25 protein-coding genes and 1 pseudogene are annotated in these 26945 nt (G+C 75.3%); 8 read left to right on the top strand and 18 right to left on the bottom strand.

What is annotated here, in order from left to right:
- Positions 1 to 126 precede the first annotated feature (126 nt).
- Positions 127 to 2370: a glycoside hydrolase family 3 C-terminal domain-containing protein gene (locus tag ACI78Z_RS09870; RefSeq protein ID WP_457036355.1), complete on the bottom strand. Its 2244-nt coding sequence runs from the start codon at positions 2368 to 2370 to the stop codon at positions 127 to 129.
- Positions 2371 to 2642: 272 nt separating this feature from the next.
- Between ACI78Z_RS09870 and ACI78Z_RS09865 the strand changes: the two genes are divergently transcribed.
- Positions 2643 to 3083, top strand: a complete 441-nt coding sequence (locus tag ACI78Z_RS09865) for a VanZ family protein (RefSeq protein WP_457036354.1) — start codon at positions 2643 to 2645, stop codon at positions 3081 to 3083.
- A 27-nt stretch (positions 3084 to 3110) separates the two neighbouring features.
- Here ACI78Z_RS09865 and ACI78Z_RS09860 read toward each other — a convergent pair whose 3' ends face one another.
- On the bottom strand, positions 3111 to 3620 hold the full coding sequence (locus tag ACI78Z_RS09860) for an inorganic diphosphatase (RefSeq protein WP_457036353.1): 510 nt from the start codon (positions 3618 to 3620) through the stop codon (positions 3111 to 3113).
- A gap of 202 nt (positions 3621 to 3822) precedes the next feature.
- Between ACI78Z_RS09860 and ACI78Z_RS09855 the strand changes: the two genes are divergently transcribed.
- Positions 3823 to 4284 (top strand): VOC family protein, encoded by a 462-nt coding sequence (locus ACI78Z_RS09855; RefSeq protein WP_457036352.1) that lies wholly within the window; start codon positions 3823 to 3825, stop codon positions 4282 to 4284.
- 30 nt (positions 4285 to 4314) lie between these two features.
- Here the strand turns inward: ACI78Z_RS09855 and ACI78Z_RS09850 are convergent, their stop codons facing one another.
- The 3 genes from ACI78Z_RS09850 to ACI78Z_RS09840 form a co-directional block, all read right to left on the bottom strand.
- Positions 4315 to 5808, bottom strand: coding sequence for an AAA family ATPase (locus ACI78Z_RS09850; RefSeq protein ID WP_457036351.1), 1494 nt, complete (start codon positions 5806 to 5808; stop codon positions 4315 to 4317).
- Positions 5809 to 5904: 96 nt separating this feature from the next.
- Positions 5905 to 6591 (bottom strand): response regulator, encoded by a 687-nt coding sequence (locus tag ACI78Z_RS09845; RefSeq protein ID WP_457036350.1) that lies wholly within the window; start codon positions 6589 to 6591, stop codon positions 5905 to 5907.
- Entirely contained in the window at positions 6588 to 8219 is a 1632-nt protein-coding gene (locus ACI78Z_RS09840) for an ATP-binding protein (protein WP_457036349.1), read from the bottom strand. Before ACI78Z_RS09840 ends, ACI78Z_RS09845 begins: the two co-directional genes overlap by 4 nt.
- Positions 8220 to 8366: 147 nt before the next feature.
- On the opposite strand from ACI78Z_RS09840, the gene ACI78Z_RS09835 reads away from it, so the two are divergent.
- Complete coding sequence (locus ACI78Z_RS09835) at positions 8367 to 9809, top strand: cation:dicarboxylate symporter family transporter (protein WP_457036348.1); 1443 nt, start codon at positions 8367 to 8369, stop codon at positions 9807 to 9809.
- A 63-nt stretch (positions 9810 to 9872) separates the two neighbouring features.
- On the opposite strand, the gene ACI78Z_RS09830 is transcribed toward ACI78Z_RS09835, so the two are convergent.
- Positions 9873 to 11381 carry an MFS transporter gene (locus ACI78Z_RS09830; RefSeq protein ID WP_457036347.1) on the bottom strand — a complete coding sequence of 503 codons (1509 nt, stop codon included), beginning with the start codon at positions 11379 to 11381 and terminating at the stop codon, positions 9873 to 9875.
- Between the two features lie 145 nt (positions 11382 to 11526).
- Here ACI78Z_RS09830 and ACI78Z_RS09825 point away from each other — a divergent pair, with 145 nt between their 5' ends.
- The gene (locus ACI78Z_RS09825; RefSeq protein WP_457036346.1) at positions 11527 to 11991 is read left to right on the top strand and encodes a hypothetical protein; all 465 of its coding nucleotides are present in this window, start codon (positions 11527 to 11529) and stop codon (positions 11989 to 11991) included.
- A 75-nt stretch (positions 11992 to 12066) separates the two neighbouring features.
- Here ACI78Z_RS09825 and ACI78Z_RS09820 read toward each other — a convergent pair whose 3' ends face one another.
- From ACI78Z_RS09820 to ACI78Z_RS09810, 3 genes are all read right to left on the bottom strand, one after another.
- The gene (locus ACI78Z_RS09820; protein ID WP_457036345.1) at positions 12067 to 13491 is read right to left on the bottom strand and encodes an ATP-binding protein; all 1425 of its coding nucleotides are present in this window, start codon (positions 13489 to 13491) and stop codon (positions 12067 to 12069) included.
- Positions 13488 to 15146, bottom strand: a complete 1659-nt coding sequence (locus ACI78Z_RS09815) for an FAD-dependent oxidoreductase (RefSeq protein ID WP_457036344.1) — start codon at positions 15144 to 15146, stop codon at positions 13488 to 13490. Before ACI78Z_RS09815 ends, ACI78Z_RS09820 begins: the two co-directional genes overlap by 4 nt.
- A 117-nt stretch (positions 15147 to 15263) precedes the next feature.
- A complete protein-coding gene (locus ACI78Z_RS09810; RefSeq protein WP_457036343.1) occupies positions 15264 to 15632 on the bottom strand; it encodes a thioredoxin family protein in 369 nt (122 codons plus the stop codon).
- A 106-nt stretch (positions 15633 to 15738) separates the two neighbouring features.
- On the opposite strand from ACI78Z_RS09810, the gene ACI78Z_RS09805 reads away from it, so the two are divergent.
- A complete protein-coding gene (locus tag ACI78Z_RS09805) occupies positions 15739 to 16086 on the top strand; it encodes a UBP-type zinc finger domain-containing protein (protein WP_457036342.1) in 348 nt (115 codons plus the stop codon).
- Positions 16087 to 16195: 109 nt separating this feature from the next.
- Here the strand turns inward: ACI78Z_RS09805 and ACI78Z_RS09800 are convergent.
- From ACI78Z_RS09800 to ACI78Z_RS09785, 4 genes and pseudogenes are all read right to left on the bottom strand, one after another.
- Positions 16196 to 16528, bottom strand: a pseudogene (locus tag ACI78Z_RS09800) (dihydrofolate reductase family protein); the annotation flags it as partial.
- 54 nt (positions 16529 to 16582) lie between these two features.
- Positions 16583 to 16759 carry a hypothetical protein gene (locus ACI78Z_RS09795; protein ID WP_457036341.1) on the bottom strand — a complete coding sequence of 59 codons (177 nt, stop codon included), beginning with the start codon at positions 16757 to 16759 and terminating at the stop codon, positions 16583 to 16585.
- A gap of 125 nt (positions 16760 to 16884) precedes the next feature.
- Positions 16885 to 17571, bottom strand: a complete 687-nt coding sequence (locus ACI78Z_RS09790) for a TetR/AcrR family transcriptional regulator (RefSeq protein WP_457036340.1) — start codon at positions 17569 to 17571, stop codon at positions 16885 to 16887.
- 161 nt (positions 17572 to 17732) lie between these two features.
- The gene (locus tag ACI78Z_RS09785) at positions 17733 to 19124 is read right to left on the bottom strand and encodes an MFS transporter (protein WP_457036339.1); all 1392 of its coding nucleotides are present in this window, start codon (positions 19122 to 19124) and stop codon (positions 17733 to 17735) included.
- Between the two features lie 289 nt (positions 19125 to 19413).
- Here ACI78Z_RS09785 and ACI78Z_RS09780 point away from each other — a divergent pair, with 289 nt between their 5' ends.
- The 3 genes from ACI78Z_RS09780 (at position 19414) to ACI78Z_RS09770 (ending at position 23740) form a co-directional block, all read left to right on the top strand.
- Positions 19414 to 20292: a shikimate dehydrogenase gene (locus ACI78Z_RS09780; protein WP_457036338.1), complete on the top strand. Its 879-nt coding sequence runs from the start codon at positions 19414 to 19416 to the stop codon at positions 20290 to 20292.
- Positions 20282 to 22162, top strand: a complete 1881-nt coding sequence (locus ACI78Z_RS09775; RefSeq protein WP_457036337.1) for a bifunctional sugar phosphate isomerase/epimerase/4-hydroxyphenylpyruvate dioxygenase family protein — start codon at positions 20282 to 20284, stop codon at positions 22160 to 22162. Before ACI78Z_RS09780 ends, ACI78Z_RS09775 begins: the two co-directional genes overlap by 11 nt.
- 159 nt (positions 22163 to 22321) lie before the next feature.
- On the top strand, positions 22322 to 23740 hold the full coding sequence (locus ACI78Z_RS09770; RefSeq protein WP_457036336.1) for a selenium-binding protein SBP56-related protein: 1419 nt from the start codon (positions 22322 to 22324) through the stop codon (positions 23738 to 23740).
- Between the two features lie 56 nt (positions 23741 to 23796).
- Here ACI78Z_RS09770 and ACI78Z_RS09765 read toward each other — a convergent pair whose 3' ends face one another.
- From ACI78Z_RS09765 to ACI78Z_RS09745, 5 genes are all read right to left on the bottom strand, one after another.
- Positions 23797 to 24825 (bottom strand): ATP-dependent 6-phosphofructokinase, encoded by a 1029-nt coding sequence (locus ACI78Z_RS09765; protein ID WP_457036335.1) that lies wholly within the window; start codon positions 24823 to 24825, stop codon positions 23797 to 23799.
- 131 nt (positions 24826 to 24956) lie between these two features.
- A complete protein-coding gene (locus ACI78Z_RS09760) occupies positions 24957 to 25298 on the bottom strand; it encodes an STAS domain-containing protein (protein WP_457036334.1) in 342 nt (113 codons plus the stop codon).
- Between the two features lie 66 nt (positions 25299 to 25364).
- Positions 25365 to 25598, bottom strand: coding sequence for a hypothetical protein (locus ACI78Z_RS09755; RefSeq protein ID WP_457036333.1), 234 nt, complete (start codon positions 25596 to 25598; stop codon positions 25365 to 25367).
- A 40-nt stretch (positions 25599 to 25638) separates the two neighbouring features.
- On the bottom strand, positions 25639 to 25770 hold the full coding sequence (locus tag ACI78Z_RS09750; protein ID WP_457036356.1) for a hypothetical protein: 132 nt from the start codon (positions 25768 to 25770) through the stop codon (positions 25639 to 25641).
- Complete coding sequence (locus ACI78Z_RS09745; protein ID WP_457036332.1) at positions 25710 to 26927, bottom strand: S8 family serine peptidase; 1218 nt, start codon at positions 26925 to 26927, stop codon at positions 25710 to 25712. Before ACI78Z_RS09745 ends, ACI78Z_RS09750 begins: the two co-directional genes overlap by 61 nt.
- Positions 26928 to 26945 lie beyond the last annotated feature (18 nt).

Here is a 26945-nt window from a genome sequence, read left to right as displayed (position 1 = left end):
CCCCCCCCCCCCCCCCCCCCCCCCCCCCCCCCCCCCCCCCCCCCCCCCCCCCCCCCCCCCCCCCCCCCCCCCCCCCCCCCCCCCCCCCCCCCCCCCCCCCCCCCCCGGCCACGACCGACGGGCGCTTCAGCGGGCGGCGCGGGTCGCGGCCGTCTCGGCCATCAGCCGGTCGAGCAGGCCCTGCGGCAGCGCGGCTCCGAAGTCGGCGGCGAACCGGCGCATCGGCATGGAACCGACCATCCGCAGCAGCACCGCCTGCTCCTCCGGCGAGGCGGCGCCCGCCGGCATGGTGGCGGTCAGGGCCTCCACCAGCGCGGGCCCGGCGGCCGGGTGCGTGAACCACTCCGCCACCGACGACTGCAGCGTCAGCACCCGCACCAGGTCGTCGCCGGCCAGGGTCACCCGGTCCTCGAGGAGGACGGTCTCGGCGTCGTCGCAGACCTGCACCGCGTACTCGCCGGGGGCCACCACCCAACCGCCCTCCACGACGTCCCAGTACGCGAACGCCCGCCGGTCCAGCTCCAGGGGGACCGTCCGCCTCTCCCCCGGCTCGAGCGCGACCTTCGTGAACGCGCGGAGCTCCCGGAGCGGGCGGCGCACCGGCCCGGCCGTCGTCGACACGTACACCTGGACGACGTGCTTGCCGGCCCGGTCGCCGGTGTTGCCCACCGTGACCGAGACGGTGGCCGTGTCGTGGCCGGTGACCTCGACCCGCAGGCCCGAGGTCCCGAACGTCGTGTAGCCCAGGCCATGGCCGAACGGGTACCGCACCGGCCGGCGCTGGGTGACCAGCCCGCGGTAACCGACCATCACGCCCTCGCCGTAGACGACCCTGCCCTGCTCGCCGGGGAAGCACAGGAAGCTCGGGGAGTCCTCCAGCCGCAGCGGCACCGTCTCGGCGAGCCGGCCCGAGGGGGTGGCGACGCCGTAGAGCAGGTCGGCCAGGGCGCCGCCGCCGGCCTGGCCGAGCAGGGCGCCGTCGAGGACCGCGTCGACGTCGTCGTGCCAGCCCTCCAGCGACACGACCCCGCCGTGGGAGAGGACGACGACCGTCCGCGGCGCGGCGGCGGCGACCGCGCGGACGAGCCCGACCTGGGCGGCGGGGAGGTCGATCGTGGTCCGGTCGAAGCCCTCGGACTCCTCGGCCTCCCCCAGGCCGACGAAGACGACGGCGACCTCGGCGTCGCGGACCAGCGCCACGGCCTCGTCGCGCAGCGCCGCGGCGTCGCCGGAACCGTCGAGGTCGAAGCCGGGGGCGAAGGGGACGTCGCCGTCGGCCAGCTCCCGGACGGCGTCGAGGGCGGCGTCGACCCGGGTGGCGTTGACGTTCGAGCTGCCCCCGCCCTGGCAGCGCGGTGCACGGGCGAACTCCCCGACGAGGGCGACGCGGGTCCCCGGCGCGAGCGGCAGCGTGCCGCCCTCGTTGCGCAGCAGGACCGCGCACTCGGCGGCCAGCTCCCGCGCCAGCGCGTGATGGGCCGCGGCGTCGAACCCGTCGGCGGGTGGCCCGACGTACCGGTCGAGGGCGGCCACCCGGGCGGCACTGGCGTCGACGTACGCCTCGTCGAGCTCCCCGGCCCGCACCGCCTCGACCACCCGCCGGTTGCCGGCGCCGCGGTCGCCCGGCATCTGCAGGTCCAGGCCGGCGGCCAGGGCTGCCGCGCGGTCGTCGACCGCGCCCCAGTCGGAGACGACGACGCCGTCGAAGCCCCACTCATCCCGCAGCACCTCGGTGAGCAACCACCGGTGCTGCGAGGCGTAGACCCCGTTGACCTTGTTGTAGGCGCACATGACCGTGGCCGGCGCCGCCTCGGTGACCACCCGCTCGAAGGCCGGCAGGTAGATCTCCCGCAGCGTCCGCTCGTCGACCTCGGCGCTGATCCGCATGCGCTCGGTCTCCTGGTTGTTGGCCGCGAAGTGCTTGACCGAGGCGCCGGCGCCCCGGGACTGCTGCCCGCGCACGTGCGCGGCCCCGAGGACGCCGGACAGCAGCGGGTCCTCGGAGTAGTACTCGAAGTTCCGGCCGCCCAGCGGGGAGCGCTTGGTGTTCACCCCCGGCCCGAGGACGACGTGCACGCCCAGCGCCCGGGCCTCCCGGCCGATCGCCGCCCCGATGCGCTCGGCCACCCACGGATCCCAGCTGTTGCCCACCGCGACCGCCGGTGGGAAGCAGGTGGCCGGCACGTTGTGGCTGATGCCGGGGCCGCCGAGGTCGCCCTCCTGGCGGCGGACGCCGTGCGGACCGTCGGTGAGGACCACCGACGGCAGCCCGGCCGCCTCGACCGGCGGGGTCGACCAGAAGTCCTGGCCGGACAGCAGGGCCGCCTTCTCCTCGAGGGTCAGCCCGGCGAGGCGGGGGTCGGTCGTCACGGGAGCTCCTGGGGGTCGTCGGTGCCGGTGGACGAGGACGAGCGCACCACCAGCTCGCCGCGCGCACCACACGCCGGCCGGCCGGCCGCGGTCATGCCGCCGGCGACTCAGCGGGAGACGTGGGCGCGCGTCGACGGGCGACCCGACCCGTTTCCGCCGGGCACGGACCGACGGTGACCCCGGCGGGGTCGACCCCGGCGGGGCCGCCCGCTCCCAGCCGGCGTCCAGGCGGCTCGCAGGACCGTCCCGGGCGGGGCGGGGACGGTGGGGGCGTGGACGCCGACCGCCGCCGAGGACTGGACGCCGCCCTGCTGCTCGCCGCCCTCGCGGTGGCCTGGCTGACCCTCACCCCGGCCGGCGGCTCCGGGTGGGAGTGGGGCGCCCCGCTCACCGAGCTGCGCTGGTACGCGACCGGCCTGGACTCCGAGACGACGGTGCGGCAGCTCGTCGGCAACCTGCTGCTGCTCGCGCCGCTCGCCGTCCTCACGGTGCTGCGCCGGCCGTCCCTGGGCACCCCGCCGCGGCTGGCCGCGCTCGCCGTGGCCGCCGGCGGCGGCATCGAACTGCTGCAGTGGGTGCTGCCGCTGGGCCGGGTGGTCTCCCCGGTCGACGCGGCGCTCAACGCCACCGGCGCCGTCCTGGCCGGGCTCGTCGTGGCCGTCGCCGCCGGCCGCCCGGGTCAGCGCCCGGCGGCCCGGCTCGGCGGAGGGTGAGAGCGGACCGATGGCGCCCGGCGGGCCTCAGCCCTGCGAGCTGGTGGCCGCGCCGGGCTGCTCGGCGTACCGGCGCCGGGCGTCCTCCAGTGCCTCGATGGCCTTGTCCCGGCGCTCCCAGTTGCGGGTCTCGGCCGACTTGTCGGGTGCCAGGGCCTCGTAGATCTCGAAGAAGTGCCAGATCTCGGCGATCTGGTGCATCGGCACGTCCTCCAGCTGCTGCAGGTGCAGATGCCGCGGGTCGGTCGCGGGGACGCACAGCAGCTTCGCGTCCGGGCCCCGCTTGTCGTGCACCCAGAACACGGCGATGACCCGCGCGCGCACGAGGCACCCGGGGAAGGTGGGCTCGCCCAACAGCAGCAGGGCGTCGATGGGGTCGCCGTCCTCGGCCAGCGTCTCGGGTACGAAGCCGTAGTCGCCCGGATAGCCGGTGGCGGTGAAGAGCATCCGGTCGAGCCGGATGCGGCCGAGGGTCTGGTCGTACTCGTACTTGTTCCGGGACCCCTTGGGGATCTCGACGATCACGTCGGCTTCCACGGACACGCCCTCCTCGGCGGTGCGACCCCGGAGCCCGGGCTGCTCCTCATCGCCAGGCGACCCTGGCCCGGCGCCCGTCGTGCGTCAACCCGGCCACGGCGGTTCGGGGACACCGACCCCGCCGGCTCCGCGTCTGCGCCGCCACACCGGCCCGGTGCGGCACCCTCGGCGCGGTGAGCACCGCGACGAACGGAGCAGCGCGATGAGCCGCGACTTCCAGGTCACCTTCGACGCCCACGACCCGCGGGCGCTGTCGACCTTCTGGCGCGACGTCCTGGGCTACGTCCACCCCGGCCCGCCCGGGGTCGACCTGCCGGAGGGCGCCGACCCGCTGGCCGCGTGGGACGACGTCCTCGCCCGGCTCGGCGTACCGGAGGGTCAGCGGAACACCAGATCGGCCATCGAGGACCCGGACGGGCACGGCCCACGGCTGTTCTTCCAGCAGGTGCCCGAGGACAAGGTCGCCAAGAACCGCGTCCACCTCGACGTCCGCGCGGCTCGCGGGCTGCAGGGAGCGGAGCGGATGGCAGCGCTGGAGGCCGAGTGCGAGCGGCTCGTCGCGCTGGGAGCGACGCGGGTCCGTCGCTTCGAACCCGCTCCCCCGATGAGCACCGGCTTCATCGTGATGACCGACCCCGAGGGCAACGAGTTCTGCCTCGACTGACTGCCCGCACGGCGCACGCCGGCGGTCCGGTCACCCGAGGCCGCGTCCCCTGTGCCGCCCCCCGGGGTGCGTGAGCCACCCGGGGCGGGCCGGCACGGCCACGGGGCCACCGTCGGGCAGCGTCGCCGGGTCGACGCCCACGCCGAGCAGGGTGCGGGTGACCGACTGGGTGGAGTCGAGCAGGTCGTCGAGCGCGCGGGTCAGGTGCTGCCCGGTGACGGCGGTGAGCTGGCCGGCCTCGCGCAGGGCCTCGAGCACGGCCCGGCGGAGCAGCTCCTTCAGGAAGGACGCGGTGACCCCGTCGCTGCGCTCGACCACCGCCTCGACGTCGGCGTCGGAGACCTGCAGCGGGACGTCGCGGCCGTAGAGCTCGAGCAGCCGCCGGCGGGCCCCGGCGTCCGGGAGGTCGATCTCGACGGCGACGTCGACGCGGCCGGGGCGGGCCGCCAGCGCGGGTTCGAGCAGGTCGGCCCGGTTGGTGGTCAGCACGAACAGCAGGTCGGCGTCGGCCGCGGCGCCGTCCATCGCGTCCAGCAGGTCGAACAGCACCGGGCTGCCGCCGGGACCGAACGACCGGTCGGCGGCGACGAGGTCGACGTCCTCCAGGACGACCACCGCGGGCTGGAGCTCGCGAGCCAGCTCGGTCACCGCGCCGACCACGCCCAGCGAGCGGCCGGTGAGCACCAGGCGGGTGTACTCCGTCATCCGGCCGAGGAGATAGCCCGCCGTGTGCGTCTTGCCCGTTCCCGGCGGGCCGAAGAGCAACAGGCCCCGCTTGAGGTGCTGTCCGGCCGCCACGAGCGCAGCCCGGTGTTCTGCGACCCCCAGGGCGTGCCGCTCGATGCGGTCCAGCACCGGCTCCGGCAGCACGACGTCGTCCCGGCCGGTGGCCGGCACGGCGAGGAACTCCAGGCTGACCTGGCCCATCGGGGTCTGCGTCACCTCCAGCAGCTGCCCCCGGTAGACGTTCAGCCGTCGGCTCAGCCGCTCCACCTCGCCCAGCACCGCCTGCGCCTGCCGGACGGGGAGCCCGGCGAGCTCGACGGTCAGCACGGGCTCGTGGTGCTCCACGGGCGCCTGCACCATCAGCACGTACCGGCCCCTGGCATCGGTGACCAACAGCAGCGCCAGCCGCAGGCACGCCAGCGTCGAGTCCGGCCCGTCCGGCAGGTCCACCACACCGGGCGCGCAGAGCCGCAGCGGCGGCAGCGCCTCGCCACTGACCAGTTGCTGCAGCGTGACCCCGCCGTAGTGCGGGGGCAGGGCGATGCCGCGGACCTCGACCCGCCGCCCCTCCTCGGCCGACCACGCGTCGAGCGCGGTCTGCAGGTTGACGTGCTCGAACGGAGGCAGCCGCCGGGTCACCACCGACTCCGCCGCGCCGGCGTCCCCGAGCACGTCCTTGACCAGGGCGGCCACCTCGTTGCGATCCCCGACCTCGGGTGCGTGCACCCACGCCAGCAGGGAACGGACCGCCGCCGCGAAGGCCCGCGCCTCGGCCTCCGAGGCCCCGCCCTGGGACATGCGACCACCCACCTCCCGCCGGAACGACCCGGTCCAGCGGCAGCGTAGAGGCGGACCGGCCCGGGGCACGCGCCGTTCCCGGCGGAGGGGCGCGCGTCAGCGCCAGCGGTACTCGAGCTCCGGGCGGCCCGCGCCGCCGTAGCGGGGCGCCCGGTCGACCAGCCCGGTGTCGGCGAGGTACTCCAGGTAGCGCCGGGCGGTGATCCGGGAGGCGCCGATCAGCTCCGCGGTCTCCGCGGCCGACAGGCCCTCACCGGCGGCCCGGACGGCCGCGACGACGGCGTCGAGGGTCTCCCGGCCCATCCCCTTGGGCAGCGGTGCCGACCGGGCCGGGCGCACGCCGCCGAGCACGCGGTCGACGTCGTCCTGCCCGGCGGCGTCCCCGCCCGCGTGCAGCCGCCGGCGGTAGTCGGCGTAGGCGGCCAGCCGGTCGCGCAGCGCCGGGTAGGTGAAGGGCTTGAGCAGGTATCCGACGACGCCGTGCGCGGCGGCGGCCCGCACCGTGGCCAGCTCGCGGGCCGAGGTGACCGCGAGGACGTCGACCTGCGCCCCGGCGGCGCGGATGCGGCGGCACAGCTCGATGCCGTGCGTGTCGGGCAGGTTCATGTCGAGCAGGACGAGGTCGACCGGCAGCCGGGACAGCGCGTCGAGGGCCGCCGCGCCGGTGCCGGCGACCGCCGCGGTGGTGAAGCCCGGCGTCCGGTCGACGTAGGCGCGGTGGGCCTCGGCGGCGACGGGCTCGTCCTCCACCACCAGCACCCGGACCACGGGGACGCGGCTCACCGGGCGACCCCCGCCGGCACCGGGACCGGCAGGGAGACGGTGAACTCCGCACCCGGCCCGGGCCGCACCGAGATCGTGCCCCCGTGCCGCCGCACCGTCTGGGCGACCAGCGCGAGGCCGAGCCCGCGGCCGAGCCCGGCGGGGGCACCGGTGGTGTCCTTGGTGCTCCAGCCGCGCTCGAACAGCCGCGGCAGGTCCTCCTCGCGCACCCCCGGCCCGGTGTCCTCGACCCGGATCTCCAGCCGGCCGTCGTCGACCGCGGCGGTGAACTGCACCTCCCGCGGCGGGTCCCCGGCGAGCGCGGCGTCGATCGCGTTGTCCAGCAGGTTGCCCACGATCGTCACCAGGTCACCGCCGGGCAGCCCGGTCTCACCCACCACGGTGGCCGGGTCGATCTCCAGCTGCACGCCGCGCTCGTGCGCGGTCGCGGCCTTGCCCAGCAGCAGCGCGGACAGCACCGGGTCGCCGACCGCGTCGACCACCCGGTCGGTCAGTCGCTGGGCGGCGGTGAGCTGGGCGGTGGCGAAGTCGATCGCCTCCTGCGTGCGCCCCAGCTCGACCAGGGAGACGGTCGTGTGCAGCCGGTTGGCGGCCTCGTGCGCCTGCGCCCGCAGCGACTCGGCGAAGGACCGGACGCTGTCCAGCTCGCCGGTGAGCGCCTGCAGGTCGGTGTGGTCGCGCAGGGTGACCACGGTGCCGGCCGAGCGCCCGTCCGGCCGCGGCGGTGCCTGGTTGACCACCAGCACGCGGGTGCCGGTCACGTGCACCTCGTCGACGGCGGTCCGCTGCTGGGTGAGCACCGCGGTGAGCTCCGGCGGCAGGCCCAGCTCGCCGACGTGCCGGCCGGTGGGGTCGTCGGCCAGGTCGAGCAGCCGCCGCGCCTCGTCGTTGACCAGCTGCACCCGCTGCTCGTCGTCCACGAGGAGCAGCCCCTCGCGGACGGCGTGCAGGACGGCGTGGTGGTAGTCGACCATCCGCGCCAGCTGCGCCGGGGACAGCCCGTGCGTCTGCCTCCGCAGCCGCCGGGACAGCGCCACGCTGCCCAGCGCACCGACGGCGAGCGTCGCGGCCGCCGTCCCGAGGATGCCGGGGACGGCGGCGGCGAGGTCCTCCCCGATGGCCTCGACGGTGACCCCGGCCGACACCACGGCCACCACGTCGCCGTCGTCGTCCACCACCGGGCCGGTGGCGCGCACCGACGGGCCGAGCGTGCCGGAGTAGGTCTCGGTGAAGGTCTCCCCGGCCAGCGCCGGGCCGATCGTGCCGATGAACGGCCTGCCGATCTGCGCGGGGTCGGGGTGGGTGAACCGGGTGCGGTCGGGCGCCAGGACGGTGATGAACGACGTCCCGGTGTCGGCGCGCACCTCCTCGACGTAGGGCTGCAGCACCGCCGTCGGGTCCGGCCCGGTCACCGCCGAGCGGACCAGCGGGGAATCGACGAGGCTGGCCACGATCGCGGTGGTCTCCTCCTCGGCCGCCTGCTGGACGGCCTGCTGTGCCTCGCGGTAGGCGACCGCGGTCATGGTCAGCACGACCACGGTCACGACCAGCGCCTGCAGCAGCAGCAGGCGCCGGGCCAGGCTCGCGTCGCCCCGGCGCCGGTGCGAGAGGAAGGCGGGAACGCGCACGCCGCGAGTGTGCCGCGTACCCGGCTCGGCACCGCGACCGGCGTGTACGCAATGAACGAATGCGTGACGGCGGTCACCGCGGCCCGGACCGTTTGTGCCGTGGCCCACCCCCGGGCCGGCACCCACTCCCACACCCCAGGAGCACTCATGGCTTCAGGCACCGTCGCCGACGCGCCGCCTCCCGCGAAGCGGCGGGACCGTACCCACTGGCTGTACATCGCGGTCATCGGCGCGGTGCTGGCCGGCATCGCGGTGGGCTTCGCGTTCCCCGAGTTCGCCGTCTCCCTCAAGTGGCTCGGCACCGCGTTCGTCGGCCTGATCAAGATGCTGATCGCGCCGGTCATCTTCTGCACCATCGTGCTGGGCATCGGCGCCATCCGGCAGGCGGCCAAGGTCGGCCGCATCGGCGGGCTGGCGCTGGGCTACTTCCTGCTCATGTCGACCGTCGCCCTGGCGATCGGCCTGGTGGTCGGCAACGTCCTCAGCCCCGGTGACGGCCTGCAGCTGTCCGACGAGCTGCGCGGCGAGGGCGCCGAGCTGGCCGGCACGGCCCACGAGAGCGGCGGCACGACCGACTTCATCCTCGGCCTGATCCCGACCACGCTGGTGTCGTCGCTGACCGAGGGCTCGGTGCTGCAGGCGCTGCTGGTCGCCCTGCTCACCGGCTTCGCCATCCAGGCCATGGGCCGGGCCGGCGAGCCGATCCTGCGCGGCATCGGGCACTTCCAGCGGCTGGTCTTCCGCATCCTGGCGATGGTCATGTGGGTCGCCCCGATCGGTGCCTTCGGCGCCATCGCCGCCGTCGTCGGCGAGACCGGGATCGACGCGCTGAAGAGCCTCGCCGTGATCATGCTGGGCTTCTACGCCACCTGCGCGCTGTTCGTGTTCCTCGTCCTGGGTCTGCTGCTGCGCCTGGTCGCGAAGATCAACGTCTTCTCGCTGCTGAAGTACCTGGGCCGCGAGTTCCTGCTGATCGTCTCGACCTCGTCGTCGGAGACCGCGCTGCCGCGGCTGATCGCCAAGATGGAGCACGCCGGGGTCAGCCAGCCGGTCGCCGGGATCGTCGTCCCGACCGGGTACTCGTTCAACCTCGACGGCACCGCCATCTACCTGACGATGGCCTCGCTGTTCATCGCCGAGGCGCTGGGCGACCCGCTGTCGATCGGCGAGCAGCTCGGCCTGCTGGCCTTCATGATCATCGCCTCGAAGGGCGCGGCGGGTGTCACGGGCGCCGGTCTGGCCACCCTGGCCGGTGGGCTCTCGGCGCACCGTCCGGACCTGCTCGACGGCGTCGGCCTGATCGTCGGCATCGACCGGTTCATGTCCGAGGCGCGCGCGGTGACCAACTTCGCCGGCAACGCCGTCGCCACCGTCCTCATCGCGACGTGGACCAAGGAGCTCGACCGCGAGCAGCTGTCGGCGGCGCTGTCGGGCCGGGAGCCGTTCGACGAGGCCACCATGCTCGACGAGCACGACGACTACCTGGCCTCCCACGGCGAGGACCTGCCGGCCTCCGGGACCAACGCCGGCCCCGGTCAGCGGGACGCCGGCGAGGCGCAGGCCACGCTGGCGGAGTCCTCGGTGCGCTGACCTCGTCAGCACGACCCCAGGGGCGCCCGGTCCGATCGTGGACCGGGCGCCCCTGCCGTCCGTTCAGGAGTGGGCGGAGTGCCCGTGACCGTGGACGGCGTCGTGGTCGCGGTCCGCCCGGTCGGCGGCCTCCTGCCGCCGGGTGCGGCGGAGGTCGACGACGGCGAGCACGAGCGCCGCGGCGATGCCGGCGAGGGCGACGGCCAGGCCCGCGGCCGCGGCGGCCGGGTAGTCCCGGGCGGTGGCGCCCAGGACGACGTAGAACAGGCCGGGCAGGGCCGCCGTCCCGATGACCGCCCCGAAGCGCTGCGCGGTCTGCAGCCCGCCCCCCGCCGCGCCGGCCATCCGCACGGGGACCTCGCGCAGCGTCATCGTGATGTTCGGCGAGATGACACAGCCGCCGCCCAGGCCACCGACCAGCAGCGCGGGCGCCACCGCCCAGGGGACGGTGTCGGCGGGCACGAGCAGCAGGACGACGACCGTCGCGCCCAGGCCGACCAGCACCCCGACCAGGCCGAGGACGGTGAGCAGCCGCCCGAAGCGCTCGACCAGCCGCCCGGCCACCACCGCGGCGACCGCCGAGCCCAGCGCGAACGGCGTGACCGCCAGCCCCGACTCCAGCGGGGTGAGCCCCAGGCCGGTCTGGAAGAACAGCGCGAAGACCAGCCAGATGCCGCTGAAGCCGACGAAGTAGACGGTGCCCAGCGCCGCGCCCAGGCCGTAGCCGCGGGTCTCGGTGACCAGCCGCGGGTCGAACACCGGTTCCCCGCCGAGACGGACCACCCGACGCTCCCACGCCCCGAAGGCGGCCAGCACCAGGACGCCGACCGGGAAGAGCCACCACAGCCGGGACAGGCCGCCGGACTCGGCCTGCACCAGCGGGAGCAGCAGGGCCAGCGCCCCGGCGCCGAGCAGCAGCACCCCGCCGACGTCGATGTGCCCGCGCCCGCCCGCCCCGCTCCGGGGCAGCAGCCGCCAGGCGAGGACGAACGCGACCACGCCGATCGGCACGTTGACGTAGAAGATCCACCGCCAGTCGGCCACCTGCAGCAGCAGCCCTCCGACGACCGGCCCGACGGCGGTGGACACCCCGACGACCGCGCCGAACATGCCGAACGCCCGGCCGCGCTCGGCGCCGCGGAACAGCTGCTGGATCAGCCCGGAGTTCTGCGGCGCGAGCACCCCGGCGGCCAGGCCCTGCGCCAGCCGCGCGGCGATGAGCAGGCCCACGGTCGGCGCCGCCCCGGCCGCGGCGCTGCACAGCACGAAGCCGGCCAGCCCGACCAGGAACATGCGGCGCCGGCCGAGGGCGTCGCCCAGCCGGCCCGCGGGGACGAGCATCAGGGCGAACGTGAGCGCGTAGCCGGACACCACCCACTGGACCGCCGCCGCCGACGCCCCGAGGTCGCGCTGCAGCGTCGGCAGCGCCACCGACACGATGCTGACGTCGAGCAGGCTCATGAAGCCGGCGACGAGGGTCACCGACAGCGCCCGCCAGCGGCGGGGATCGGGCTCGTACCGGTCGGCGTCGGCCTCGGGGGGCGTGTGGCGGACGTTCGGCCGAGCCGTCACGGGGTCTCCAGGGTGGTGCGGGAGGGATGCCCGGGGGGCTACCCGGTGCCGTCCGTCCTGCACGCGGCAGCCGATGACCTCCGGCACTTCCCGGTCCGGTGGCCACGGCCGGACACTGCGGGCACCTGCGCCCCCGGGAGAGGCCATGCCCGCACTCCGCCGCACGCTCGTGACCGGCGCGCTGGCCGGCTACGTCGCCAGCCGCACGATGGACGCCGTCACCGGCGCCTTCCACGCCCGCCAGAGCGAGGCCTCGCGGCGGCGCGAGGAGGAGATCACGCCGGGCGGCATGCTCGTGCAGCTGGGCCGCCAGCTGGGCGCGGCCGGCGGGCGGGAGCTCGACGACGCGGCCGCCGGCCGGGTGGGGCTGGCCGTGCACCGGACGTTCGGCACCACCTACGGCGTCCTGGCGGCCCTGCTCGCCCGGCGCGGCGTGCACCCGGTCGCCGCCGGGCTGGCCGTCGGTGCCGCCGCCTGGCTCGTGGTGGACGAGGGCACCGCCCTGCCGACGGCCCGGCAGTACCCGCTGGTCAGCCACGCCCGCGGGGTGGTCGGGCACGCCACCGTCGGGCTGACCACCGGCGTCCTGCTGGCGTTGACGGCCGACTGAGCCGGCCCGGGCGCGGAGCTGCCCCCCGGCGCGCGGAGCTACCCCCCGGCGATTTCCGCGGAGATCGCCGGGGGGTCAGGCAGCGGGAGCCGCCTCGGTGAGCGGGAGGCGCACCTGGAAGCGGGTGTCGCCCGGCCGGGAGCGCACCCGCAGGTCGCCGCCGTGCCGGCTGACGACGACGCGGTAGGAGACGTCGAGGCCGAGGCCGGTGCCCTGGCCGACCGGCTTGGTGGTGAAGAACGGCTCGAACACCCGCTGCCGCAGCTCCTCGGGGATGCCCGGGCCGGTGTCGGCGACCTCCACCAGCGCGCAGTCGCCGTCCCGGGCGGTGCGCAGGGTGAGTGTCCCCTCCCCCGCCATCGCGTCGAGCGCGTTGACGATCAGGTTGGTCCACACCTGGTTGAGCTCGCCGGGGTAGCCGGGCACCGCGGGCAGCGACCGGTCGTAGTCCTTGACCACCCGCACGCCCGGCGGGGTCTTGGCGCCGAGCATGACGAGCGTGGCGTCGAGCCCGGCGTGCAGGTCGGTGGGCCGGTGCGGCGCCCGGTCCAGCTGCGAGTACTGGCGGGCGGCGTCCACCAGGCCGGAGATGCGGCCGGTGCTGTCGGCGATCTCCGCCAGCAGCGACTCGGTCTCCACGGCGTAGGCGAGCCAGCGCAGCGCGGGCTCCAGTGCGTCCGGCTCCACGGCGTCGGCGACCCGCTGCAGGTCCGGAGGGCCCAGCCCGGCACCGACGAAGACCCCGGCCAGCTCGTAGGCGCCTCCCACACCGCGGTCGTCGAGCCAGTCGCCGAGCTCGTCCTCCCGGTCGGCGCGCTCCAGCGCCGACACCTCCGGGGCGGTGCCCACCCGCGCGACGAGCTCCTCCTGCAGCCCGGTGAGCGCGCGCAGCACCGCGCCGTCGAGCCGGCCCTCCGACAGCAGCGCCAGCTTGTGCCGCATCCCGGCGAAGCGCTCCCGCAGCGCCGCGGCGGCCCGCGACGCGGCCGCGGCCGGGTTGTTCAGCTCGTGGGTGAGGCCGGCGGTCAGCTTGCCGAGGGCGAGCAGCCGCTCGCGCTGCCCGACCAGCTCCGCGGCGTTGCGCTGGCCGACGAACAGTCCCTCCAGCAGGTGCACCGCCATCGGGTACCAGCGGCGGAACTGCGCGGCGAACTCGTCCGCGGGCAGCTCGAGGAAGCGGCAGTCGGTCACCGCGCGGACCGACGCCAGGTAGCGCTGGTCGACCCGGTCGCCGACGTAGAACTGCACCGCCCCCGAGTAGACGCCGCGGTGCGACGTCCGCACGGTCTCGACCTCGCTGCCGCCGACCAGGCGGGACATGCTGAGCGTCCCCTCCAGCAGGACGGCGAAGCACCGGGCCGGCTGACCCTCGACCGAGACCTCCGCGCCGGCCGGGTACGCGACCACCACCCCGTGCTCGGCGACCCAGGCCAGCTGCTCGTCGTCCAGGTCGGCGAAGAGGAACAGCTCGCGCAGCTCGGCGGGGGTCAGCCGGTTCACCGCTCCTCCAGGTACCGGTGCACGAGGGTCACCGCCATCGCGCCCTCGCCGACGGCGGAGGCCACGCGCTTCACGGACTCGGCCCGCACGTCGCCGGCGACGAACACCCCGGGCAGGCTGGTCTCCAGCAGGTACGGGTCGCGGTCCAGGTCCCAGCCCGCGGGGCGGCGGCCCTCGTGCAGCAGCGCGGGGCCGGTGGGGATGAACCCGCGCTCGTCGCGGACGAGGGCACCGTCCAGCCAGTCGGTGCGCGGCGCGCCACCGATGAAGACGAACAGGTGGCTGGCCGGCAGCGTCTCCCGCTCGCCGGTCCGCCGGTCCTCCACGGTGATCGCCTCCAGGTGCCCGTCGCCCTGCGCGCCGGCCACGGTGGTGCAGGTGCGGACGGCGATCGACCCGATGCCGGCGATCTGCTCGATGAGGTAGGCCGACATCGACGCCTCCAGCGAGGGTCCGCGCACCAGCAGGGTCACCGAGCGGGCGTACCGGGAGAAGAACACCGCCGCCTGCCCCGCCGAGTTGGCCCCACCGACGATGTAGACGTCGCTGTCGGTGCACTCGACGGCCTCGGTCATCGCCGAGCCGTAGTAGACGCCGCGACCGGTGAGGTCGTCGACGCCGTCCACGCCCAGGCTGCGGTAGGAGACGCCGGTGGCCAGGACGACGGCGTGCGCGGCGATGCGGCGGCCGTCGTCGAGGTGCAGCACCCGCTTGGGCCCGTGCGCCTCCAGCGCCACGACGTCGCGGGCCAGCAGCAGCTCGGCGCCGAACTTGACCGCCTGGCGGCGCGCGCGGTCGGCGAGCTGCCCGCCGGAGACGCCGTCGGGGAAGCCGAGGTAGTTCTCGATCCGGCTGCTCTGCCCGGCCTGCCCCCCGGTCGCCTCCCGCTCGACGAGCACGGTGCGCAGCCCCTCGGACGCGCCGTACACGGCGGCACCGAGCCCGGCCGGCCCCCCGCCGACGACCACGAGGTCGTAGAACTCCTCGCGGGCCTCGACCGACAGGCCGGCGACGGCGGCGAGCTCGGCCTCCGTCGGGCGCCGCAGCACCTGCGCGTCGGCGGTGACGACGACGGGGACGTCGTCCGGCCCGGCTCCGGCGGCGGCGAGGATGCGCTGCCCGTCGGGCTCGTCGACGTTGAACCAGCGGTACGGGACGGCGTTGCGGGCCAGCAGGTCGCGGGCGCGGAAGGACGGCGCCGACCAGCGGTGGCCGACCAGCTTGACGCCGTGCACCTCGGGGTCGGGGCTGTCGCGCCAGGCGGTCAGCATCGCGTCGACGGTCGGGTAGAGCTTCTCGTCGGGCGGGTCCCAGGGCTTGAGCAGGTAGGCGTCGACGTCGACGTCGTTGATCGCGGCGATGGCGGCGTCGGTGTCGGCGTAGGCGGTCAGCAGCGCCCGCCGGGCCCGCGGGACCAGGTCCATCGCCCGCTCGAGGAACTCGACGCCGGTCATCTCCGGCATCCGGTGGTCGGCCAGCAGCACCGCCACCGGGTCACCGCGCAGCTTCAGCTCGCGCAGCGCCTCGAGGGCCTCGGCGCCGGAGCCGGCGCGCAGCACCCGGTGGTCCTCGCCGTAGCGCCGGCGCAGGTCACGGGCGACGGCGCGGGAGACCGCCGGGTCGTCGTCGACGGTGAGCAGCACGGGTCGCCCCATGACGGCCTCCAGTCCGGCCCTGCCGGGGGCCGGGTCGGTGCGGGAGGACGGCGTCGTCGCCGGGTGCCGACCACGCTAGCCCGCGCCGTCGCCGCGGCGACAGCCTCAGCGGGCGGCTCAGGTCCGGTGGACCGGCTCGGGGAAGGTCGCGCGGACCGCGGCCATGTCGAGCTCCCGGATGGTGGCGATGAGCAGCTCGACGGAGTCCTCGGGCAGCCAGCCCGGCTCGGCGAACACCGGCACGCCGTCGCGGAACACCATGAGGCTCGGCGCCCGCTGCACCCCGACCGCGGCGGCCAGTGCCGGCTCGGCGCGCAGGTCGACGGTCGCGAAGCGCAGGTCGGGGTGGCGCAGTGCGGCGGCGTCGAAGACCGCGGCGAACGCCTGGCTCGAGCCCGACCCCGCGTCGCGGAAGTCGACCAGCACGATGCCCGCGGCCTGCGTCGCCGCGGCGAACCCGCTCCCGGAGAGGCTGACCGTCCCCATGCTGACCTCCGTCCCCCGGACCGAGTGTGCCCCGCCGCGCCCGCGACGGCTTCCGGGAGCGGGGCGCCGTCCCTACCGTGGGCAGCCCCGGAGAACGGAGGCCGCCGTGCACGCTCCCGTCGCGATCGACCCCTCGGTACCCCCCAGCGGCACCGGCTGCGTCGAGTGCGACGCCACCGGAGGCTGGTGGTTCCACCTGCGCCGGTGCGCCGCCTGCGGCCACATCGGCTGCTGCGACTCCTCGCCGTCGCGGCACGCCCGCGGGCACGCGGCCGAGACCGGCCACCCGGTGATCCGCAGCTTCGAGCCCGGCGAGAGCTGGTTCTGGGACTTCACCCGCGAGCAGGTCGTCGCCGGCCCGGAGCTGGCACCGCCGGTCCACCACCCGCTGGACCAGCCGGCGCCGGGCCCGCGCGGCCGGGTACCCGCCGACTGGCAGCGGCTCCTGCACTGACTGCGGGCCCCGGCCGCCGGCCCGTCGAGTGCCGCGAACTCGTGGCCATCGACCGCCGACGACCACGAGTTCGCCGCACTCGGCGCGGAGCCTCGGGCGCAGGGGGCGGTCAGCCCGCGGCGGACGTCGGACCGTAGGTCAGGTGCGCCACCCCGTTGCTCAGCGCCTCGACACCGAGCAGGGACAGCGGCGTCCGCGGCGCGCCGTCGGGGAACAACCGGATGCCCGTCCCGACGGCCACCGGGTACACGTACAGGTGCAGCTCGTCGACCAGGCCGTCGGCGAGCATCGCGCGCACCAGCGTGGCGCTGCCGCTCACGTACAGGTCCCCGCCCGCCTCGTCCTTGAGCCGGCGCAGGCGACCGGCGTCGTAGCCCCCCACCACGGTCGAGTTCGACCACACCGCCTCGGCGTCGCCGAGGGTGGAGGAGACCACGTACTTGCGGGTGTCGTTGAAGAACGGGGCGCCCTCGTCGTCCTCCGCCGTCCGGGTCGATCAGGCGGGCGCGAACATCTCGAAGGTGCGGCGGCCGAGCAGGATGCCCGACGACGACCCCGTCAGGGCACCGATGGACGCGGCCAGGTCCTCGGGGAACCCGTAGTCGACCGTCCACATGGGGGCGTCGACCACCCCGTCGACGGTCGTGAACTCGTGCACCTTGATCGCGCCCACTGGCCAGCTCCTCAGCTCATCGTCCCGGCCGCGGCGGTCTGCCCGGCCGTGCCTGTCGTGAAGGAGACGATCGCCGATGCCGGTTCTCATCGGTGGGAGGCGCGGGGAGTCCGGCCGCACCCGGCTCAGCGCGCGGTGAGGTAGGCGACGACGAGGTCGCCGAGCATCCGGCGCTGCTGGTCGCGCCGCTCGGGGTCGAGCATGTCCCGGCCGAAGAGGGCACGCCACGTGTACCGGTTGGCCGTGCGGTAGATGCAGAAGCCGCTGATCACCTGGTGCACGTCCAGCGCCTCCACGTCGTCCCGGAAGACGCCGGCCTCCCGGCCGCGGGCGAGGATGCGCCCGAGGACGTCCAGCGCTCGGGTGTTGAGGTTGGACAGCCGCTCGGAGCGGGCGATGTGCTCGGCGCGGTGGATGTTCTCGATGCTGACCAGCCGGATGAAGTCCGGGTGCGCCTCGTGGTGGTCGAAGGTCAGGCCGGCCAGCGCGCGGATGGCCTCGACCGGGTCGAGGTGCTCGACGTCGAGCTGCTGCTCGAGGCCGCGGATCCGGCTGTAGGACCGCTCCAGGACGGCGGTGTAGAGCTGCTCCTTGCCGCCGAAGTAGTAGTAGATCATCCGCTTGGTCGTGCTGGTCTTGGCGGCGATCTCGTCGACCCGCGCCCCGGCGTAGCCCCGGTCGGCGAACTCCTTGGTCGCCACGTCCAGGATCTCCGCGCGGGTGCGCTCCGCGTCGCGCTGCCGCGGGGGCTCCGGGACGGGCCCGACCGGGGGGACGGGCTCGTCGGGCAGCGGCTGGACGGCGGACGACACGGCTGCGGACCTCTTCACGTCGGTGGACTGACCCCGAGCCTAGGACGGTCCCGGGCGGGTCGACCGGTACGCCTGCGCCCGTCCCTCGGAGGAGGCCGGTGGCCGGGCCGACTCGGAGTCGGCCCGGCCACCGGGTGCGGGTACGGGTACGGGTACGGGGATCAGAGCGAGGCGCGGATGCGCTGGTACTCCTCGCGCGGCACGACCGGGGCGTCGTCGCGGCCCAGGTCGTCCATGTGCACCCGGTGGGTCTCCCGGGCCGACCAGGCGGCCGTGGCCGCGATGATCCCGATGCCGAAGGTGATGCCGCCGACGATGAGCGGCACGTTCGACTCGGGCGGGGCGACGATCGCGTACAGGGTGGGCAGGAACGCGGTGATCATGGTGCCCAGGTTCTGCGAGACCGCGAAGGCCGTGACGCGGGTCCGGGTCGGGAACAGCTCCTGGTAGAAGGCCGGGAAGACCGCGTTGTAGCCCTGGTAGACCACACCCCACATGAGGATCGCCAGGACGAAGGCCAGCGTCACGTTGTCCTGGCTGATCGCGTACAGGTAGGCGAAGGACAGCGCCGTCGAGCCGAGCGCGCCGACGATGATGCAGGGCCGCCGGCCGATGCGGTCGGACAGGTTCCCGACGAACGGGATCAGCAGCACGGCGACCGCGTTGCCCACCACGGAGATCCACAGGTAGGTGCCGGTGTCGAAGCCGACGCCGTACGTCTCGTTGGTGGCGTAGGTGGCGCCGAACACGGTCGTCGCCACGGGGACGGCGTTCATCAGCGCCATGCAGACCACGCGGAGCATGTCGCTGCCGCTCTCCCGGACCGCCTGGACGATCGGGGCCTTGGGCACCTCGCCGTGCGCGGCCTCCTCCTGGAAGACGGGGGTCTCGTCGACGCGGCGCCGGATGACGTAGCCGGCGACGACCACGAGGGCGGACAGCAGGAACGGGATGCGCCAACCCCACGACTCGAACTGGTCCTCGGGGAGCACGGCGGCCAGCGGCAGGAACACCGCGGCGGCGAGGATCTGCCCGGCCTGCACGCCCTGCAGGGTGTAGCTGGCGTAGTAGCCACGCCGGCCGAACGGCGCGTGCTCGACGATCATCGCGCTGGCGCCGGAGATCTCGCCGCCGACGGCGAAGCCCTGGATCAGCCGCAGCGCCACGAGCAGCGCCGGGGCCAGGATGCCCACCTGCTGGTAGGTGGGCAGCAGCGCCACCAGGAACGTGGAGACGCCCATCAGCAGCATGCACAGGACCAGCACGTTCTTGCGCCCGTGGGTGTCCCCCCAGTGGCCGAGGACGAACGCGCCGATCGGCCGGGCCACGTAGCCCACCCCGAAGGTGGCCAGCGAGATGATGATGCCGATCTGCGGGTCGGATTCCGCGAAGAAGATCGTCGGGAACACCAGGGCGGCGGCCTGGGCGTAGATGAAGAAGTCGTAGTACTCCAGCGCGCTGCCCATCCAGCCGCTGGCTGCGGCCTTCTTCGGCGTCTTCTTGAACTCGCTGGGCTCGTGCGAGCCGGGGGGTTCGACCACGGAGTCGCGCATCGGTCCTCCTGGGATGGACGGGGAGAGCGCCGGGGGGCGCGGGGACGGCGGTGCTGGGGCGGGTGCTGCTCCGGGCCGGCTACGGCCGACTGTGACCGGGGACACCGACGAGGACGGACACTAGCGACAGATCTGGCTGATGTAACCAGTTCGTACATTGGTGTGGTGCAGATCACAAGCACCTCCGCGGCGGCCCCTTGCGGATCTCGACCGGAGGGTGGCGCCGATCCGCCGGGTGTGGTCTCCTTCACGACAACTCACCAACTGGTACATAAAGGGGAGGCGGTCCGTGTCGGACAGCGCGCAGGGCTACCTGGTCGGTCTGGTCGGCAGCGGCATCGGCCCCTCGCTGACCCCACCGCTGCACGAGCGCGAGGCCGACGAGCTGGGCCTGCGCTACCTCTACCGGCGGCTGGACCTCGACCGGCTGCAGCTCCCGGCGTCGGCGATCGGCGAGATCCTCGCCGCCGCCCGGCTGGCCGGGTACGACGGGCTCAACGTCACCCACCCCTGCAAACAGCTGGTGCTCGAGCACCTCGACGAGCTCTCCCCCGACGCCGCGGCCCTCGGGGCGGTGAACACCGTCGTCCTCCGCGACGGCCGCGCGGTCGGGCACAACACCGACTGGTCCGGCTTCGCGCGGGCCTTCGACCGCGGCCTGCCCGAGGCCCCGCTGCACCGGGTCGTGCTGCTCGGCGCCGGCGGCGCCGGAGCCGCGGTCGCGCACGCGCTGCTCACCCTGGGCACCGGCCGGCTGACCGTCCTCGACGTCGACGGCAGGCGGGCCGGCGAGCTGGCCGCATCGCTGGGCGGGCGCTTCGGTGCCGACCGCACCGAGGGCGGCGACCTCGGTGCGCTGCCGGCCGCGGTGGCGCGTGCCGACGGGCTGGTGCACGCCACCCCGACCGGCATGGCCGCCCACCCGGGCCTGCCGCTGGACGCCGGCCTGCTGCGGCCCGACCTGTGGGTGGCCGACATCGTCTACCGGCCGCTGGAGACCGCGCTGGTCCGCGCCGCCCGGGAGCTGGGCTGCCGGGTGCTCGACGGCGGCGGCATGGCGGTGTTCCAGGCCGTGGACGCCTTCCGCCTGTTCACCGGCGTCGAGCCCGACGCCGGGCGGATGCTGGCCCACTTCACCACGCTGGTCAGCGACGCCCGTGTCGACTGAAGCAAGGACCCCGTCCCGGCCGCGGCGGGCGATCGCCACCGTCTGCCTCTCCGGCACCCTCGAGGACAAGATCGCCGCGGCGGCCGCCGCCGGGTTCGACAGCATCGAGGTCTTCGAGCCGGACCTGGTCGCCTCGCCCTGGTCCCCGGCCGAGCTGGCCGCCCGCTGCGCCGACCTCGGCCTGTCGATCGACCTCTACCAGCCCTTCCGGGACCTGGACTCCACCGACCCCGACCGCGCCGCCCGCAACCTGCGCCGCGCCGAGCACAAGTTCGACGTCATGGCCGCGCTCGGCGTCGACACCGTGCTGGTCTGCTCCTCGGTCGCGCCGGACGCCGTGGAGGACGTCGACCGGCTGGCCGAGCAGCTGGCCGCGGCCGCCGCCCGCGCCGGCGAGCGCGGCCTGCGGATCGCCTACGAGGCGCTGGCGTGGGGCCGGCACGTCTCGACGTGGGAGCGGTCGTGGGACGCCGTCCGCCGCGCGGACTCCCCCGCGCTCGGGCTGTGCCTGGACAGCTTCCACGTGCTCTCCCGCGGCGGGGACCCGGCCGGCTTCGCCGCCGTCCCCGGGGAGAAGCTCTTCTTCCTGCAGCTGGCCGACGCGCCGCGGCTGGCGATGGACGTGCTGCAGTGGAGCCGCCACCACCGCCTCTTCCCCGGCCAGGGCGCCTTCGACCTGTCCGGTTTCCTCGCCGCCGTGCTCGCCACCGGCTACGCCGGGCCGCTGTCGCTGGAGGTCTTCAACGACGTGTACCGGCAGGCCGACCCCACCCGGACGGCGGTCGACGCGATGCGCTCGCTGCAGTGGCTGGAGGAGGCGCTCGCGCTGCGCGACCCGGCGTCCGGCCTGACCCCGCCCCCGGCCGCGCCGCCGCTGTCGGGCTGGTCCTTCACCGAGCTCGGCGTCGACGGGATCTCCGGGCCGCGGGCGGCCGAGCTGCTCGCCGCGCTCGGTTTCACCCACACCGGCCAGCACCGCTCCAAGCCGGTGCAGCTGTGGGAGCAGGGCCGCGCGCGGGTCCTGCTGAACGCCTCGGTCGTCCGCCCTGCTGCCACCGGCGTCGCCTCGGTCGCCGCGCTCGGGCTGGAGAGCGCCGACCCCGGCCGCTCGGCCGAGCGCGCGGAGGCGATGAGCGCGCCGGTCCTCCCCCGCACCCGCGGCGCGGCGGAGGCCGAGCTGTCGGCCGTGGCCGCACCCGACGGCACGCAGGTCTTCTTCACCCGCACGGTGCCCGAGGGCTGGCCCGCCGACTTCCTGCCCACCGGGCAGCAGGCCGGGCCGGGTGTCGGGGTCACCGGCGTGGACCACGTGGGCCTGACCCAGCCGTTCGACTCCTTCGACGAGGCCGGGCTGTTCTACCGGGCGGTGCTGGGACTCGAGCCGCAGGAGGTCACCGAGCTGGCCGCGCCGTTCGGGCTGGTGCGCACCCGCGCGGTCACCGACCCCGACCGGTCGGTGCGGCTGGCGCTGTCGGCGGCGACGCTGCGCCGCGGCGGCTGGGCGCCGGGCGTGCCCGAACCGCAGTACGTCGCGCTGGCCACCGACGACCTGGTCGCCACCGCCCGGGTCCTGCGGGACGCCGGGGCGCCCCTGCTGCCGCTCCCGGCCAACTACGCCGACGACCTCGAGGCCCGCTTCGACCTGCCCGCCGACGTGCTCGCCGCGGTCCGCGAGCACGGCCTCATGTACGAGGAGGACGCCGCGGGCGGCTACCTGCACGTGGCCACCGAGCTGCTCGGTGACCGGGTGTTCTTCGAGGTGGTGCAGCGCCTCGGCGGCTACGACGGCTACGGCACCGCCGACGCGCCGGTGCGCATGGCCGCCCACCGCCGGCGGCGGCAGGCCGCCGTCGCCCCCGCGCTGCGCTGACCGGCGCCGCGACCCCCCGGGACGCCCGGTCCCGGCAGCGGCGGTGTGGGTGGTGGAACCGCCGTCCGCAGCGACGCGCCGACGGCTGACCAGCAGCGTCTTCCCCGACGCGGCCGGGCGCGGGAGGGTCGGGTCCTCCCCAGTCCTGGAGGCCACGGCATGAGCACCCCGACGCGGATGGACCCGACCTTCTACCGCAGCGCGGCCGAGGCGATCGCCGCGCCGACCGAGCAGCTGGCCTACGTGGTCGCCTTCGACCGCGCCGGACAGAAGCCCGACGCGCTCACCGTCGTCGACACCGACCCGGACTCCCCCACCTACGGCCAACTGGTCGGCTGGGCGGAGCTGCCCACCGTCGGCGACGAGCTCCACCACTTCGGCTGGAACGCCTGCTCCAGCGCGCTCAAGCACGAGGGCCACGACATGGGGCACGACGGCCTGCAGCGCCGCTACCTGCTCCTGCCGGGCCTGCGCAGCTCGAACGTCCACGTCTACGACACCCAGCCCGACCCGCGCTCGCCGCGGCTGCACAAGACCATCGAGGCCCGGGAGCTGGCCGAGAAGGCGGGCTACTCGCGGCCGCACACGCTGCACTGCGGGCCGGACGGCGTCTTCCTCACCTGCCTCGGCGGGACCAGCGACGGCGACGGGCCCGGCGGGATCGCGCTGCTGGACCACAGCACCTTCGACGTCCTGCGGGCGTGGGAGACCGACCGCGGCCCGCAGTACCTGGCCTACGACGCCTGGTGGCACCTCAACCAGAACACGCTCGTCTCCAGCGAGTGGGGCACCCCGGCGATGGTCGAGGACGGGCTGGTCCCCGAGCTGCTGCTCGGCGGGAAGTACGGCCACGCCCTGCACTTCTGGGACCTCGCCGAGGGCCGGCACCGGCAGACGGTCGACCTCGGGGTGGAGCACCAGATGGTGCTCGAGCTGCGGCCGTCCCACGACCCGGACGCCACCTGGGGCTTCGTCGGGGTCGTCGTCTCCACCGCCGACCTCTCGGCGTCGGTGTGGCGCTGGTCCCGCGACGGCGAGGAGTGGACGGCGGAGAAGGTCATCACGATCCCCGCCGAGCCCGCCGACCCGGACGACCTGCCCCCGGCGCTCAAGCCCTTCTCGGCGGTGCCCCCGCTGGTCACCGACATCGACCTGTCGGTCGACGACCGGATGCTCTACGTGTCCTGCTGGGGCATCGGTGAGCTCAAGCAGTACGACGTCTCCGACCCGTCGGCGCCGCGGGAGGTGGGCTCGGTGCACCTCGGCGGCATCGTCCGGAGGACCGCGCACCCCGCGGCGCCGGGCGAGCCGCTGGCCGGCGGCCCGCAGATGGTGGAGGTCAGCCGCGACGGGCGGCGGATCTACGTCACCAACTCGCTGTACGGCGCCTGGGACGACCAGTTCTTCCCCGACGGGTGCGGCTCCTGGATGGCGAAGATCGACACCGATCCGCAGGCCGGCGGGCTCACCCTCGACGAGCGGTTCTTCCCGAGCGGCTCCGACTGGCGGGGCCTGCGGCCGCACCAGGTGCGGCTGCAGGGCGGGGACGCGTCCTCGGATTCGTACTGCTACCGGTGAGGACCCCCTCCCTCCCCACCACTCGTTCCTCGCGGCGGGCCCCTGGGAGGGGGCCGTCAACCGGTGAAGGCGAGGGTCTCCGCCAGCCGGCGGGGCGTCACCGTCTTCAGCCGGGCGACGGCGTCGGCCAGCGGCACCAGCTCGATCTCCGTGCCCCGCAGCGACACCATCCGACCCACCCGGCCCTCGTGCGCCGCGATGGTGGCGTGCAGGCCGAAGCGGGTGGCCAGCACCCGGTCGAAGGACGTCGGGGTGCCGCCGCGCTGCACGTGACCGAGGACGGTGGTGCGCACCTCCTTGCCGGTGCGCGCCTCCAGCTCCTCGCCGAGCTGCTGCGCGACGCCGGTGAACCGCTTGTGGCCGTACTCGTCCACGCCGCCGTCGCGGACCAGCATCGTGCCGGGGATCGGCTGGGCGCCCTCGGCGACCACGCCGATCACGTGCGAGTCGCCGCGGGTGAAGCGGTCCTCGACGATCTTCGCCACCTCGGCGACGTCGAACGGCTCCTCGGGCACCAGCGTGAGGTGGGCGCCGGCGGCCAGGCCCGCGTGCAGCGCGATCCACCCCGCGTGCCGGCCCATGACCTCCACCAACAGCACCCGCTGGTGCGACTCGGCGGTGGTGTGCAGCCGGTCGATCATGTCCGTGGCGATGCTGACCGCGGTGTCGAAGCCGAAGGTCAGGTCGGTGCAGTCGATGTCGTTGTCGATGGTCTTGGGGATCCCGACCACCGGGACGCCGGCCTCCGACAGCAGGTGCGCCGCGGTGAGCGTGCCCTCGCCGCCGATCGGGATGAGCACGTCGACCCCGTGCGCGGCCAGCACGGCCGTCATGTCGGCGAGGCCGGCGTGCAGCTTCTCCGGTGCCACCCGGGCCGAGCCCAGCGTCGTCCCGCCGCGGGTGAGCAGGCCGTCGACGGCGGGGACGTCCAGCGGCGTCGTCCGGTCCTCGAGCAGGCCGCGCCAGCCGTCGCGGAACCCGATCACCGAGCTGCCGTACTGGGTCGTCGCGGTGCGGACGACCGAGCGGATGACGGCGTTGAGGCCGGGGCAGTCGCCCCCGCCGGTCAGGATCCCGATGCGCACCGGGCAGCTCCTCAGGTCGTGGCGGAGCGTCCGACGATACGTCATGACGACATGACGACGACGCGACACGTCCGGAGGCCCCCCACCCGCCCGGATCCCGGCGGTGCGTGCCCTGGACGTGCCGCCGCCCGTCAGGCGCGGCCGTCGTCCTCGTGGGCGAAGAGCACCGAGATGCCGGCGAGGTCGAGCACCTTGCGGAAGCGCGGCGAGGCGGCCCGCAGCACCGCCGGCCGGCCGTCCCGGGCCGCGGACTGCGCCCAGCGGACGAGCAGCGACAACCCGGTCGAGTCGATGTAGCCGACCGAGGCGACGTGGACCGCGACCAGGTCCCGCTCGTCCAGCCCCGCCGCGCGCATGCTCTGCACCAGGGGCTCGTCCACGTCGCCGAGCAGGTGCAGCACCGGGCCGGCGTCCTCCTGCACCACCCGGAAGGAACCGCTCGGCGGCTCGGATCCGGAACCCAGGCGGTGCACGCCCCCCACTCTGGCGGCGCCCGCCGCCTGCGACAAGCGCGATCGGGACGTCGGGTGTCGCCGCCGCTACTGGACCGGCGCGTCGGGGGGCGGCAGCCGGACGCGACGTGCCTCCTCCACCGCGGCCACGCCGTCGACCTGCAGCGTGGCCAGCGGCCGCCCGGCGGGCAGCTGCCCGGAGATCACGCCGACCTCGTCGAGCACCTGGTCCACCTGCAGGCCCTGCTCGCGCAGCGTCTGGGCGACCGCGCTCATCCGGGCGAGGTGGGCGTCGTCGACGGTGACGATCACGGCGGTCACCCCGGCACCGTAGCCCCGGACGGCGATCCGGGGCGGGTCGTCACTGCGGTGCGAGCGGGATCCCCGAGCCGACGTCGGCCGACGGCGCGGTCAGCCGCCGGCTCGCCCGGGTCAGCGTCTGCCACAGCTCCCGGCCCCGCAGCCCGGTCTCCTCCGCCCACAGCGCGGCCAGCCCGGCGACGTGCGGCGTGGCCATGCTCGTCCCGCTGATCGTGTCGTAGCGGTGGGCACCGGCCAGGACGAGAAGACGTCCACCCCGGGCGCGGCCAGGTCGACCTGCCCGCCCGGGAGGGCGGTGCTGCGGGCGGAGAACCGGGCGACGGCGAGGGCGGGGTCCAGCGCGCCGACGGCCAGGACGTCCGGGCTGTTGGCCGGCACGCCGACGAAGCCGACGTCCCCCGCGTGCCGGTCGGCGTTGTTGCCCGCCGCCGCCACGATGAGCGACCCCTGGCCCAGGGCGCGGCGGCCGGCCGCGGTGTAGGCGGGGCTCGGCTCGGGGGTGTCGGCACCCAGCGACATCGAGACGACCTGGCAGCCGTTGCGCACGGCCCACGCGATGCCGGCGAGGATCTCGGCGTCGGTGCCCGAGCCCTCGTCGCTGAGCACCTTCGCGACGAGGACCTCCGCGTCGGAGGCGACCCCGTAGCCGCGGGTCCCCTCGGGGGCGCGCGGGCCGCAGGCGGTGCCCACGCAGTGCGTGCCGTGCCCGTGCCCGTCCTGGGCGGACTCGCCGGGGACGAACGAGGTCGCGGTGACCGCCCGTCCGGTGAAGTCCGGGTGCCCGAGGTCGAAGCCGGTGTCCAGGACGGCGACCCGGATCCCGCGGCCGGTGCGCGGGGAGGCGACGACCTCGGTGGCCTGCAGGCCCCAGGTGTACTGCCGGGTGTCGGCGTACGGCGGGGCACTCGGCTCGGTCGCGTCCCCGGTCATCCCCAGCAGCCGGCCGGCGAGGTCGTCGACGGCGTCCCGGTACCCGGCCAGGTAGCCCTCGGGGACCTCCGGCAGCACGTGGTGGACCAGTTCCGGCGTCACGGCCAGCACCGACCGGTCCCCCGCCAGCCGCCGCGGGTCGACGGCGACCACGGCCAGACCGAGACCCGGGAAGACGACCGCCTCCGCCTGCCGCAGCGCCCGCGCGTCGGCGTCCCCCGGCTCGACGTCCCGGGAGTCGGCGACGTCGCTGACGCCGGCCAGCCGACGCAGCACGGCCGCCGCGTCCTCGTCGGGGTCGGCGAAGACCACCACGGAGCGGCCGGTGGTGGGTGCCGGGACCGGGACGCCGGTGCGGCCCCGCCCCGGCACCCTCCCGGCCGTCGGTCGTCCGATCACGGTCGCCTCCTCGTCCCG

Source organism: Geodermatophilus sp. SYSU D01176 (genome assembly GCF_054050015.1).
Note: the sequence above shows the minus strand (reverse complement) of the source record. Positions and strands in the feature narration are given on the sequence as shown.